This is a genomic window from Cupriavidus sp. 8B (genome assembly GCF_054589115.1).
The window spans coordinates 8,135-19,391 of the sequence record NZ_BAAILO010000591.1; the positions used below are offsets into that span (position 1 = coordinate 8,135).

Consider the following 11,257-nt stretch of genomic DNA (forward strand, 5'->3'; position numbering starts at 1 on the left):
GAGGCTGCTTAACTTGGGTGGATTGGGGCGCAAGGGATCTCGCCGAAAACCCGCCATCCATTACGCACGTAGAATTTTGGAGCCTGAAAGCTGATCGTATAGACAACCGCTGACCGGCATCCACGCTTTTGGCCTTCCTCCTCGAACCTCTTCAAAATGCGCGTGCCGAGGCCCGATCCCCGAAGGGATTCCGGAAGATAGAGTAGGTCGAGGAATAGCAAGCCTAGAGACGACCGGCCCGTTGCTCCGCCGAGTACCTCCCCGGTCTCAGGATCTTTAATGAGCACGGCAAGCGACTGGCGATCGCTATACCCCACGGACCGATCATTAAAACTGTCAAGGCCTCCACCAATGACTGCGGCAGCCTCTTCGTCGATCACTTCGGTAACAATGATGTCTGGATCGCTCATAGAGAACCTTCTATTTGCAAGTGCAACTGGGACGGGTAGCACCGAGTGCGCTCCAGTATCGCATAGCAGCAGCCTCGCCGGATGACCGTTCCTGGCCGACTCCGGTCCAATGTCGAACTCGCCCGATGGCGGACACCCGCCATCATCGTCTTGTTGCCACAAGTGGCAGTTATGGCCGAGCAACTGCCGTTCGCCAGTCAGCGTCAAACGGCCGTTCGCGACCCTGAACGGCCATTGCGGGAGAAGGATCTCAGGTGCTCGCTACAAGCGACACAGTAACTGCTCCAACGCGAAAAGGCGGCCAATCAGAATGCCAGGCGAATCGTGGAAGGTGCTCGGCCGTTGTCGTCTTTTGGAAGTGGGCTGGAGCTTTTTAGGGCGGCGATAACTGCCTTGTCCCACTCGCGATTGCCGCTGGAGTGTTCGATGCGCGTCATCAGAACCTCGCCTTCGGGGGCCAGAAACACCAGCACCACGGTCTTACCAGTGCCAGTGGGCTTCATGCTGGGAACATTCGGCGCGATCTTGGCGGAAAGTCGATCCTTGTAGGGCATGGACGGCCGGCTGCCGGTCTTAGCGACTTCGGCATCATGCTTGGCCACAGTGCCTTGTAGGCGGCAAAGAGCTAGAGCCTTCTCCGATGTGTTAAACCGCGCTCTGCAGGTTTCTGCATCGTCCTCGCCGGACCCGACCTCGCTGGTGGGAGCGACCGCTGGGCTGGATGTTGTCGCGGACAGGGACTCTGGATCGTTGGGGCTAGCGCATCCTGCAAGTACAAGAAAGAAGATGGCGGCTGTGAATATATAGGAAGTGGACATCTGTTCGGCGTCGGGTCTAAGACAAGACATGGAAATATTCGTTCTTACGGCACGGGGGCGCCGATACCCCTACTCGCTCGGAGGTTCCAGGACGTCCGGACCTCGCCCAAATCTCGGGCTAAGTCGGGATGGATCCAAGCGCTTTTGACTTGGTGAGCGTTGAGCTCAACCGGTGAAGGATCGCAAATGCCCGCAAGGAACCGCTCCTCGCCAACGGCGAGTAGCAGAGCTTCGCCGGTCTCGTGGTCCCAGAACACGAAGCTGTCGTGCCGGCGTGCGAAGAAGTTGCCGCAGCCATCCTCGGCGAACGGTATCCACCCGCCGCTCTTGAGGTCATCCGGACTGCTGCTGTTGGTCGCACGGAGGATGCCGAACTCTTCTCCTTCATAGGTGCGAAACACCTTGCCCTCTATCAGGTTTTCCACGTCCGCAGATGCACTATCGATTCTTTTCGAAGATGACATTCTATCCTCGCGTCAACACGGTTTCCGACGAGTTCAGCCACGGTATCGAATGGCTGTTCGTGGCCGAAGTCGGCCATCGCCCCTTCACAAAACTTCCGTCCAGCCTGCACCCTAGATGGTCTCATGGCGTTCCCCATAGATCGGCGAAGAACATGATTCAGCCCACTAAACTTCAATCCTTCGGCCGGAATGTAATGGTGAAGACTGCCGGGGCTTTGCCATTCTCCGCACGCGGAAATGGGTCCGAGCGCTCAACGGCTCGCAACACTATCGTATCCCAGGCTGGGTTCCCGCTGGATTTAGTCAGGCGAGACCGCAGCAGTGCGCCGTCCGGGGCAAGCCATACTTCTACGACAGCAGTTGGATTTCCCTCCATGTCCTTGTCGATAACGATATTGGGCCTGACTCTGCGGCGCACACGTTCGGCATAGGAATAGTCAGGTACAACCTTGCCCCAATTGCCTGATGCAGAGTTCGCCACATCCTTGTTGCTGGCTGCTGCTGCCAGGCGTTGCAGCTTCGCCAACTCGCGGAGGCGATCGGCATCGTCGGGCATGACTTGGTCCCCGCGCGCCTCCGTCGCTGCGCCCATGTTTGGCAAGGGCGCTGTGACGCACCCAGCAAGAACTGTTACAGCAACGACCAGCGACAAGACCGGACTGACGGCGTGGCAAGAAGAGTCCATACGTTTTTCTACTTTCCTCGCCGACTGATGAAGTTCGATCATTCTGACGACGAGGTCGATAATCCTGACAAAAATGATTAATCTCAGGGAAAATTTGCGGCTCGTGGCGTCATCGTTTCCCAGGCTTTTATATGGAGTGAATTCTGTCTCTCGTTCCAATGCCCACCTTGTGGCTCTATCTCGGCCGTGGCTTTTGCTTGACCACACGGTCGTCGGGCCGGTTGACTCTTGATGCGCCCCTGAGGCTCCCGGGAGAAAGCGAAGAACCCAGATTGCAGCCTCAGGGGCACTCGGGACCAGCGTCACAACCACCGAGGATTAAACAACGACCACGGCTCATTCGAGCCGGCTTGGGGGAAGATACGTGCTAACGATGATGCCTTGACACGCTCATGGTCCAGAACTGTAGAGAACTCGGGATGATGTGCCTTCGCCATCCGCAAAATAGAGAGCCCCTCCCTGCGCAACCATTCCCGGAACGGCATTTTGTGAAACCAACAGGAAGGGCTCGAAGTTCCAATTCGTGAGATCAGCTGTGGATACAACCCCAATGTCCTCGGAAAAATAGATCCTTCCGTTCGCAACCGCGCATTGCTGAAGAAATGGCGAGCCGCCGAAGAAGGGACTGTTGGTCGCAAGCGCTTGCTGGCTCCAGGTAATGCCGTCCGCCGATGACCAGACTTCGGAGAAGTTGTGGCTCCCGTCCGTGCCCCCAAGTACCACCAGTTTTCCCTGGAAGCCAACTGCGCAGACGTTTGTGCGGCCGGAGAATGGCGTGCCAAGATAGGTCCACGTGGCACCATCATCGACTGATTCCCAAACGTCTCCCAGATGGGCGCCAGCGGGCGATGTTCCGCCAATCACATATAGGCTATTACCCATCTTAATCAATGCGTGGCGCCGGCGCGCCGGAAAACCTGTGGCCGTGCGCTGTACCCATGTCGTACCATCAAACTTCCAGATACCACCGGGGAACGAACCAGTATCCGTCATCCCGCCGGAGAAATAGAGGGATGCTCCATCGGAGGTCGTGGCAAATTCCTTGCTGAACGGTTGCGGTCCGGAAATATTCAACAGATTCCAGGTCTTACCGCTATCAGAGGACAGGTAGGTATCCATCGTGCGCGAATAGAACCCCGCTGTCACGGAAATTAGATTGCTTCCCATACCATCCAACCGGAAATCGTCGGTCATAGGCAGGTTGTCATTTACCTTGTGCCAGCTCGTTACCGTGTAGCTAGCAGGGTCTGCAACATCTACCTTAATCCCATTCGATACCGACCCTTTAAACCCGTTGAGAGTCATTTGCGTGCGGTAATCAAATATGCCAACCTGAGTGGGTGTACCCGAGATGACGCCAGTCCTGGAATCGAGGGTTAGGCCAGTAGGCAATTTACCTGCCGCGATGCTGAAATTCGTGGAGTTCCAACAACTGCTGGGAACGCCTGGCGCGATTGGCGTCTGGGGAGCAATAGGCTTGCCAGTAATAAATGTCTGGGTTGCGTTTGCGTACGTGAAATCGGTGTAAACATTTTTCCCGCCGCTACAGTCGTTGCTTGTGCTATCGCTACCACCGCCGCCGCAGGCATTGATATTGATGCCAATTGCAATGGCACATATAACCCGGACGGCCTTGCGTCCAAAGAAACTTGAAAAAGTCATGAAGAATTTTTGATCTTATTGGTTTGGATAACTTCCACGCCTGATATATGTAGCCCGCCGTACACCGGGAAGTGTGACTATGAACAAGGACCTGTAATTTGCGACGGCCGAAGCTAGGCGAGTGAGATATCCGCCCGCCCCACACCAATACGCGACATAACGGGCTTGCAACGCGAAGAGAACATGTGCGCTTGAAGTAGGGGGACCTCTGACCAGTCATTATCGGCAGCGAATGTAACATGAAAGTTACGAAAGAACGTTGCAACGGGGACATACCCTACGAAGGTTGGGGCATTGGTTTTTTTCGAAAGACAGATTGGTAGTAGCCAAAATGTATTTAACAAGAGATGTTTGTGTTTGCGGCCAACCGTTGTGGGACGGCGCGTTGCTCGACAAACTGTGTCATTGGGACATCAGGCACAGCCGTCCCCTGCGGGCTCGGGTTGCCCAAGAGCCGATAGTCGATATTGGCCTTGATGGAGCGCATCGCTTGTCCGCAAGCGAAGGTGTCAACAAGGAACATCGGTGCGCCGCAGTGCGGGCAGACGATAGTCGGTTGGGCGTGGTCGACCAGCGCCTCGACAGCGTGCGGTGGATCGACCGCAGGCTCGACGTGCAACAGCGCACGCCCTGACCAGCGTCTGCCTGCGCGCGGCGTTGGCGAGCAGGCCGTAGTGGCGGATGCAATGAAAGCCCCCAGGCAGGACATGCAACAGGAAGGGGCGCATGAACTCGTCCGCGCCGAGCGTCATGGTCTTGTAGCGGGTGCGGCCTTTGGCGCGGTATTCCTTCCAGCGGAAGGTGACGCCGCGTTCGTCTAGGGCAACCAGGCGCAGGTTGCCTCGCTGCTCAACATAGGAAACAGCGCTGCCGGCCCGGTTTCCCCGGCGCCTGGCCGGAGGGTTACCGCGCGAGCGGTTTAGTTCTTTGGCCAACGTCGGACAGATGGTAGCCGGCTCTGCGGCGATCTGGTACAGGCCGTCCCACCGACTGCTACCGACAAAGCAGACGTTCGAGGTTCATCTAATGGTCGAGGGCGTTGTTGGGACAATGCAACGTGGCGTTCTCGAGCGAGACAGAAAAATATTGAGTCCACCCGCGCCCCACGGAGACAATGATGACAACAAGACAATAATGAATTTGATCGAATGAAGAAGCTACCGAATGTCGCGACATCTGTTGGATTTTTACTCGTCGTTAGCGTTACCGGCTGCGGCGCGCCTGGTAGCCGGTATTCGACAGAACCGTACAAAGAGCCCACCACAACGAGTGTGGCCAGACTCGAGCTGCAAAATCGGTCCAACTTTGCAATCGGCGTCGGCATCTTCGAAGATCCCAGATCGTGCTCGGGACAATCGAGGATTTACTACAAGACGGACCGTGACGACAATCAGGCTCCAGATATCGCTGGCTACAAAGACGGCGTGCCGATCTACTACAAGCAAGTAAGCATGGAGTCGCCCTTGCTGCCGACTGGGCGAACGTTGCGAGGGGTTGCAATCGAGGCAAAGCCCATGCTGCTACACCTGGTAACTCAAACACCTGCGGATTTCAATAAGAAGAATTGGCGGACCGAGTACAAATATGCGCAATGCGATTTGTATCTCAAGTTCACACCGAAGGTCTCCTCCGTCATACATATTCAGTTTGGCAGTGACACGCAACTGGCAGCATGTGACGCGAGCGCGTACTCGGTCGAGAAGGATGCCGGCGGCAACGCAACGGCAACGGCGCTACCAATGGAAACGACGAGTTGCGATAACCTCCATTGAATCGCAGGAGATGGAAATTTGGTGCATGCGACCAAGCAACGATTACCGGTGGCGCTGTTGCATTCTTAACGAGCGGAGCAGCGATCTCGGCACAGATAAAATTGCTCTAGGCCAAGCAACAAGCAAGGGCACCGTGGATGACCCTTTGGTCCAATCCCGAACTCCACCGAATTCCACCGAATTCCTGGCGATTATACGAGAGGGAGGTCTGGAGAAGCTGAGATCTATTTGAGCTCGATCGGACCGGGATGCTTGGCGCTCTGAATGTCGGCAGCCATGATAGAAGAGGCTGTTGCCGCCACTCGTTAGTAAGGCGCGAACGACCGTTGCTGGCCGTGAACCGCCCTTCCTAGGCTGGCCGAATTCTAGTCCGTCGGGTTAGCCCACTCTGCGTCGAACCCCTGCCTAATGCGATGAAGCGCAGCCTCGTAGGTCTGATCGCCTTGAGCTTCGTAGGACCGAGCGATGTGCTTCATCAAATCAGCCAGAGCAATTCCCCAAGCAGCGGGGTCTTTCCAAACGTTTGTTGCAATGGATACGTGCTGAGCTCCCTCAGCCGCCCATAGTCGCAGCAGCTCTATTCCTTTGACGTCGATAGCTGCCGGCGGAGGCTGGAGTTCGTTTCCCATAATTATTCTGGTCTCATATGGTCAGGAAGAAGGGCGAGAAGGCCGCCATTGGCCGGCCACGGCCAAATCACAGCACTGCCCGTGTCCGGAGAAACAAAAGGTACTTGACATCCTCTTTCGCGAAGATATCTTCACCGGCGCCCATATAGGCACGCATCAACTCGTCTGCAGCCGCGTCGAGATTGCCAGCATCGTGCGAAAGCTGCCCGAGGCGCAGGTGGATGAAGGGATTTCCTAAGCCGCCTGGGCAGGTGAGCGCGTATGTGAATGCCTCTTTGCTCGAGGCAGGATGGCCACCGAGAAAGCACGCGTCGCCAATGGCGGCTAGGATCCAGGTTGAAGCCTCCCAGTCGTTCTTTGGCGCGGGAATCAGTTCCCATGCCTTGTTGTATGCACCTACCGCCGACCTATATTGGCGCTCGTCCGCAAAACGATCACCTTCGGCGCAGTGGCGCTTGATGACTGTATAAATCGACTCGTCGAGTTGCATGGCAGAAGGTCAGGGGCAGTGGATCGGCTTACAGATGATACACACACGGAATTACTCATCTTGGCCGCAAGCTACCCCAACTCGGGCGCTGGCCGGGGCAGACCCAAAGCGGGCCATCCTGCTACCGCGATGAAAGCTCTGCCAACGTCATCCATCAAGGATCATGAGGTCTCTTGGCGTCGGCGGGACTGAGACGTTAGCCGCCGCAGTCGGGCTCTTTGACCGCACGCAGCCACGGGTCACCGCTGTGTCTACGCATCGCAATCCAGCCAGGTTGCAGGTCAGCGAGATCAAGAATACTGGGATCAAGCTCTGCCATAGATCTCAAGGACACGAGAAGTACGTCGGCCATTTGGACCTCTTCGCCTGTTAGGAAAGACCATGCCCCGTCTTCGAAATCGCGCGAGACCATAAGAAGGGGTTTACGGCCATCAACAATTGGGCGCACGGTGAAGCAGGCGACATTCGGTGACCCTTCGAAAAGCCAGGATTCGGCTTGTCCCATTCTCGTTTTGTCTCCTCATTGGATGTCCTCTTCTGACCGGCAGCGGGGTACGGGTGGACGCGGCCGTTCTGCCCTCGTGCACACGGATCCTCATCCCGTTGAGGAAGGTGGTCAATAAAGCTTTTTTGGGGTCGTCTGTCTGGCGCCATTTTTCCGACCTTCGCGCCAGATGGTGATCGCTACGCCCATCGTGACCACCATAATCGGAAAAACGACATAGCTTCCGAACAAATAGCCCCAAGCATAGCCACCCGTCCCTGCTATGGACCGTCCGATAAGCCAGGTTACGAATATCCCAGCGATCAGGAGGGCGCCGAGACCAGCATACCGGAGGTTGCCGAAAATCACGCGCTTGAAAAGAAGATTGAGAAAATAGGCGCCATACTTTCCGGCGAAGTAGACGAGTGCATAACCCACGAGAATTGTCAAAGCCATGTTCCGTCCCTGTTTTATTCTAGTACTCACCGACAGTTTTCTCGATGTCGATCTGGTTGAGCGATGCTCTAGGCCGGTTGCACCCGTCCGATTCCGCGGCCATTCGATTTGCAGTCATTCCATCACTGAATCATCGCCCGCGCCTCGGCAACTGCGGCGTCCATCTCGCGCCGCGGATCGACAGTCGGGGTCAGCCGATCTGGCACGATGCCAACGCGATCGAGAGCCTCATGCGACGGCGGATACCAGTATGCCGCCGTGAACTTGATGGCGACGCCATTGCTTAGCGGCTGAATCATCTGGATGTCGGTGCGGCCAAACGTCTTGCGGCCGACGATCCTGGCTCGCTTATTGTCCCTGAGCGCGGCGACCACGATTTCGGCTCCGTTAGCCGTTCCCTCGTCGACGAGAACGACGAGGGGGAGTTGACGAATCGGAGCCGGTACGTCGGCGAAGGGATCCGTGCCACGGCTATAGGACGATGGATCGGCGACATACTTCACGTTGGTGATTGGCTCACGCCCTTCGGTACTCGCGATCGAGCTCTGCGGGGGCAGGAAGAACGCTGCCAGACCAACGGATGTCTCAAGCAGGCCGCCGGTGTTGCGCCGCAGGTCAAGAACAATGGCCTTGTACGGCTTCTTGCGCCACTGATCGCTCACTTGGTTGGCCATCGACGGTAGCGTTTCGGAAAGGAAGCTCGTGAGCTTGACCGAAGCGATGTCGGGGGTCGCCATCGAGAGGCGAACATGTGGCGCCGGAACCTTTTTGCGTTCGATCTTCATGGTGCGGACCGGGCCATCGGCGCCGGTGTGCAACTCCAAAGACGCGACACTCCCGACGGGACCGTGAAGCATCCTGACAGCCATTCTTAGATTGTTCTTCAACGGCATCCCATCAATCGAGTCAATGACATCCCCAGGGCGGATTCCGGCCTTCTCGCCAGGCGAGTCCGCAATCGGAGACATCACGACGACCTGGTTATTCCGAACCAACATTTCGAGTCCAACCGCCCCGTCCGCCACCCCAGGTGCCCGGCCCATGTCATCAATGTCTGCCTTGGTCAGGAACTCCCCTGCCTCCGGATCCACCTCCCGCAGCATTCCGCGAATCGCGCCCTGCAGGATCTCCTCGCCGGATAGAGGTTTCACATACGACCGGCGTAGGACGCCGAAGGCGTCCGCCAAGGCCCGTAGCTCTGTCGTTGGTAGTGGCCCTTGGGTCTGAGCAGAGACAAGACTCGGCAATACGAGCAGTCCTGCGATAACACGGTAGTGGATCTTCATACTTTGATCGCTTTTCTATGTTCTATATTCCCTGAGCCAGTGCCCGGCCCGCCCTGTTCTGCCTTTGCCTCGTGCCCATGATCAAGGTCATGGTGCTCAGGACCGGCCACCAGCACTTCAATTTAACTCAAAGCCAATGGGCTGCGTAGCGGTAACAGACACCGGCTTCCCATCGGCCGTGCGGAATATCTTGCAGTTCATGGCTTGCACGGCTGCCTCGGCCGCGGCATCCAATGATGGTACGCCGGAGGAACGCGACACGGCGGTCAGTTCGACGCGGCCCTGTTTGGATACAAGCAACCAGACGCGCACTGTCCCTGACTGGCTGCGTCGCCGTGCGTCCGCAGGATAGAACGGCCTGGGCGGGGTGCAGGCCAACTCTTTCAATGAAAGCAATACGCGGTCGGTGGGCTGAGGCGGCGGATTTGACGCGCATTGCGACAACGTTTGCGCTTCCAGTGTGTCGGCAGCCCGCTGCACCGCTACCGGACGCAGCGGCGAGACCAAGGCGGCCCCTGCCTCAGAGTTCACAAATGCGAGGAGGGTCTGGTCGTCGTATGCGGGGCGCGGCGGGGCGGGCAGGTGAACACGTACCGCGCCCGGCTTCCCGCGCCAGTGGTAATAGGCGCCTGCGGGTGTTTCAAGAAAAGCAGCCACCTTGCGTAGCTGGGGCGTGCCCAGGGCTTCGAACAATGACGGTGCCAATGCCCGCGCTATCTCGGCGTGGCCCACCGACGCTACGCAGGTGAATCGCTGGTTCTGCTCGCCGTAGCCAGCTTGGCGCGCCGCAGCAATCAATTGTTCGCGGACCGGGGCCGCATAGAAGGTTTCCGCTATCGCCGTGACCTGCTCCATGGGCAGCGGTGCGTGTTCCGGCCGCATGGCGCAACCCGACAGCGCCAGCAATCCCGCCAAATACCCGCCGGCAGCGACCCTGCGGCACCTACACTTTCCGTGACTCATCCGCTCATCCCCTCTTCTTCCTAACTTAATCGCCACTGCCGTAGGCGACGCAGATCCTTGTAGCCAGGCCGCAGTGTCGCCTTCGCAGGCGGCGAGAACCATCCCCCAAAGAGGGGGCTGCATGTCCTGGTCCGCCCCCGTTCACGCCTGCGTGCTGAGGCCGGCAACGGCCTTGCCATCATCTGGAGGGTCTGGTCGGCGCGAGACATCTCCTGCGTAGGGGCCTTCGAGCCGCCGCTTAGGCTTCGCGCCCGCGCTTCAGTTGTATGCGCGGCTGATCGACTTCGAGCTCGCGATGGCAAGCCTGCGAGGCTTCGCGCACCATCTGTTGCATCTCGGGCTTGAGGCCGGCCAGGATGCGGTCGATCAGGCGTTGCTCGACCACCGCTCGCGCCTCCGGCGCTGCCGCGATCCGCTCGAACTCCCTCACGTCCTCGGCGGAGATGCCTGCCTGCGTCAGCGGCTCGCCTTTGGCCCCGGCCTGCCGCGCCTTCACGCTCAGGCCGGAGCGCAGCAGGTCGGTCATCGCAACCACGCGTGCGACGTTGTCTGACGGTAGCAAGGCGATCACTACGGGGCGCACCACTGGCTCGATGCGAGCCAGTGTCAGCCTGGAGTTGGTGCACGATCGAATCCGTGCCTTCAATTCCGGCGTGATGCCGGGGGGCATACTGGCCAGCCCCTGATCGACCCCGATCGCTATCAGGTCGCTGATGTCGAGGCTGCGGATCAGCCTGGCGATCGCATCTTCATACGGCGGAAGCACCTGCGGTGGCTCCGAAGCGGCACGCTGCAACGCGAACGTCACCAGCGCGATGCCGGTTCCGCCAATGGCCTGACCGGCGCTATTCCGAAACGGCGTGCAACTCGCCCGCATCAGCGCGATCAAGCCCTTGTCATCAAGCTCGATGTGGCCAGTGCTTTGCCGCACTTTGACCCCACTGACTGTGCCGTCCGGCAGGATCGACAGCGCGGCGCGCAGGCGCCCGCGCATGCCGTTGCGTCTCGCGTTTTCGCTATAGTCCGGCGGGACGACCTGGCAGGTCGTGCGCGCCCCGCTGGCTGGATCTTCCAGGGTCATCGCCATAGTCCGCACAGCCGGCGCCGGCTGTGCCGCAGGTGCGGCAGACCGCGCCGG

At 58.3% G+C, this 11,257-nt stretch carries 13 protein-coding genes and 1 pseudogene; 1 reads left to right on the forward strand and 13 read right to left on the reverse strand.

From position 1 onward, the window contains the following. Positions 1-8: 8 nt before the first annotated feature. From ACYP5B_RS49680 to ACYP5B_RS49705, 6 genes and pseudogenes are all read right to left on the reverse strand, one after another. Positions 9-410 (reverse strand): GNAT family N-acetyltransferase, encoded by a 402-nt coding sequence (locus ACYP5B_RS49680; protein ID WP_459574819.1) that lies wholly within the window; start codon positions 408-410, stop codon positions 9-11. Between the two features lie 305 nt (positions 411-715). After that, positions 716-964: an energy transducer TonB gene (locus ACYP5B_RS49685; protein ID WP_459574821.1), complete on the reverse strand. Its 249-nt coding sequence runs from the start codon at positions 962-964 to the stop codon at positions 716-718. A gap of 308 nt (positions 965-1,272) precedes the next feature. Further along, positions 1,273-1,653, reverse strand: a complete 381-nt coding sequence (locus tag ACYP5B_RS49690; RefSeq protein WP_459574823.1) for a hypothetical protein — start codon at positions 1,651-1,653, stop codon at positions 1,273-1,275. 211 nt (positions 1,654-1,864) lie between these two features. Continuing rightward, positions 1,865-2,536, reverse strand: a complete 672-nt coding sequence (locus ACYP5B_RS49695; protein ID WP_459574825.1) for an energy transducer TonB — start codon at positions 2,534-2,536, stop codon at positions 1,865-1,867. A 231-nt stretch (positions 2,537-2,767) separates the two neighbouring features. Continuing rightward, positions 2,768-4,039: a putative Ig domain-containing protein gene (locus tag ACYP5B_RS49700; RefSeq protein WP_459574826.1), complete on the reverse strand. Its 1,272-nt coding sequence runs from the start codon at positions 4,037-4,039 to the stop codon at positions 2,768-2,770. A 478-nt stretch (positions 4,040-4,517) separates the two neighbouring features. Beyond that, positions 4,518-4,878 (reverse strand): annotated as a pseudogene (locus ACYP5B_RS49705) (transposase); the annotation flags it as partial. Positions 4,879-5,187: 309 nt separating this feature from the next. Between ACYP5B_RS49705 and ACYP5B_RS49710 the strand changes: the two are divergent. Further along, the gene (locus tag ACYP5B_RS49710) at positions 5,188-5,811 is read left to right on the forward strand and encodes a hypothetical protein (RefSeq protein ID WP_459574827.1); all 624 of its coding nucleotides are present in this window, start codon (positions 5,188-5,190) and stop codon (positions 5,809-5,811) included. Between the two features lie 365 nt (positions 5,812-6,176). Here the strand turns inward: ACYP5B_RS49710 and ACYP5B_RS49715 are convergent, their stop codons facing one another. The 7 genes from ACYP5B_RS49715 to ACYP5B_RS49745 form a co-directional block, all read right to left on the reverse strand. Then, complete coding sequence (locus ACYP5B_RS49715) at positions 6,177-6,440, reverse strand: DUF5076 domain-containing protein (protein WP_459574828.1); 264 nt, start codon at positions 6,438-6,440, stop codon at positions 6,177-6,179. A gap of 67 nt (positions 6,441-6,507) precedes the next feature. Further along, on the reverse strand, positions 6,508-6,930 hold the full coding sequence (locus ACYP5B_RS49720; RefSeq protein ID WP_459574830.1) for a tetratricopeptide repeat protein: 423 nt from the start codon (positions 6,928-6,930) through the stop codon (positions 6,508-6,510). 196 nt (positions 6,931-7,126) lie between these two features. Further along, a complete protein-coding gene (locus ACYP5B_RS49725; RefSeq protein WP_459574832.1) occupies positions 7,127-7,435 on the reverse strand; it encodes a hypothetical protein in 309 nt (102 codons plus the stop codon). Positions 7,436-7,546: 111 nt separating this feature from the next. After that, entirely contained in the window at positions 7,547-7,870 is a 324-nt protein-coding gene (locus ACYP5B_RS49730) for a hypothetical protein (RefSeq protein ID WP_459574833.1), read from the reverse strand. Positions 7,871-7,992: 122 nt separating this feature from the next. After that, positions 7,993-9,156, reverse strand: a complete 1,164-nt coding sequence (locus ACYP5B_RS49735; RefSeq protein ID WP_459574835.1) for a S41 family peptidase — start codon at positions 9,154-9,156, stop codon at positions 7,993-7,995. A 117-nt stretch (positions 9,157-9,273) separates the two neighbouring features. After that, positions 9,274-10,011 carry an energy transducer TonB gene (locus ACYP5B_RS49740; protein ID WP_459574836.1) on the reverse strand — a complete coding sequence of 246 codons (738 nt, stop codon included), beginning with the start codon at positions 10,009-10,011 and terminating at the stop codon, positions 9,274-9,276. A 346-nt stretch (positions 10,012-10,357) separates the two neighbouring features. Further along, the gene (locus ACYP5B_RS49745; RefSeq protein WP_459574837.1) at positions 10,358-11,206 is read right to left on the reverse strand and encodes a TonB family protein; all 849 of its coding nucleotides are present in this window, start codon (positions 11,204-11,206) and stop codon (positions 10,358-10,360) included. Positions 11,207-11,257: the final 51 nt, after the last annotated feature.

What these genes read in the sequence shown, in the direction of transcription:
- ACYP5B_RS49745 (WP_459574837.1), bottom strand. Translation starts at nt 11,206, where the DNA reads ATGGCGATGACCCTGGAAGATCCAGCCAGCGGGGCGCGCACGACCTGC.
- ACYP5B_RS49715 (WP_459574828.1), bottom strand. Translation starts at nt 6,440, where the DNA reads ATGGGAAACGAACTCCAGCCTCCGCCGGCAGCTATCGACGTCAAAGGA.
- ACYP5B_RS49710 (WP_459574827.1), top strand. Translation starts at nt 5,188, where the DNA reads ATGAAGAAGCTACCGAATGTCGCGACATCTGTTGGATTTTTACTCGTC.
- ACYP5B_RS49720 (WP_459574830.1), bottom strand. Translation starts at nt 6,930, where the DNA reads ATGCAACTCGACGAGTCGATTTATACAGTCATCAAGCGCCACTGCGCC.
- ACYP5B_RS49730 (WP_459574833.1), bottom strand. Translation starts at nt 7,870, where the DNA reads ATGGCTTTGACAATTCTCGTGGGTTATGCACTCGTCTACTTCGCCGGA.
- ACYP5B_RS49700 (WP_459574826.1), bottom strand. Translation starts at nt 4,039, where the DNA reads ATGACTTTTTCAAGTTTCTTTGGACGCAAGGCCGTCCGGGTTATATGT.
- ACYP5B_RS49725 (WP_459574832.1), bottom strand. Translation starts at nt 7,435, where the DNA reads ATGGGACAAGCCGAATCCTGGCTTTTCGAAGGGTCACCGAATGTCGCC.
- ACYP5B_RS49685 (WP_459574821.1), bottom strand. Translation starts at nt 964, where the DNA reads ATGCCCTACAAGGATCGACTTTCCGCCAAGATCGCGCCGAATGTTCCC.
- ACYP5B_RS49735 (WP_459574835.1), bottom strand. Translation starts at nt 9,156, where the DNA reads ATGAAGATCCACTACCGTGTTATCGCAGGACTGCTCGTATTGCCGAGT.
- ACYP5B_RS49740 (WP_459574836.1), bottom strand. Translation starts at nt 10,011, where the DNA reads ATGGAGCAGGTCACGGCGATAGCGGAAACCTTCTATGCGGCCCCGGTC.
- ACYP5B_RS49680 (WP_459574819.1), bottom strand. Translation starts at nt 410, where the DNA reads ATGAGCGATCCAGACATCATTGTTACCGAAGTGATCGACGAAGAGGCT.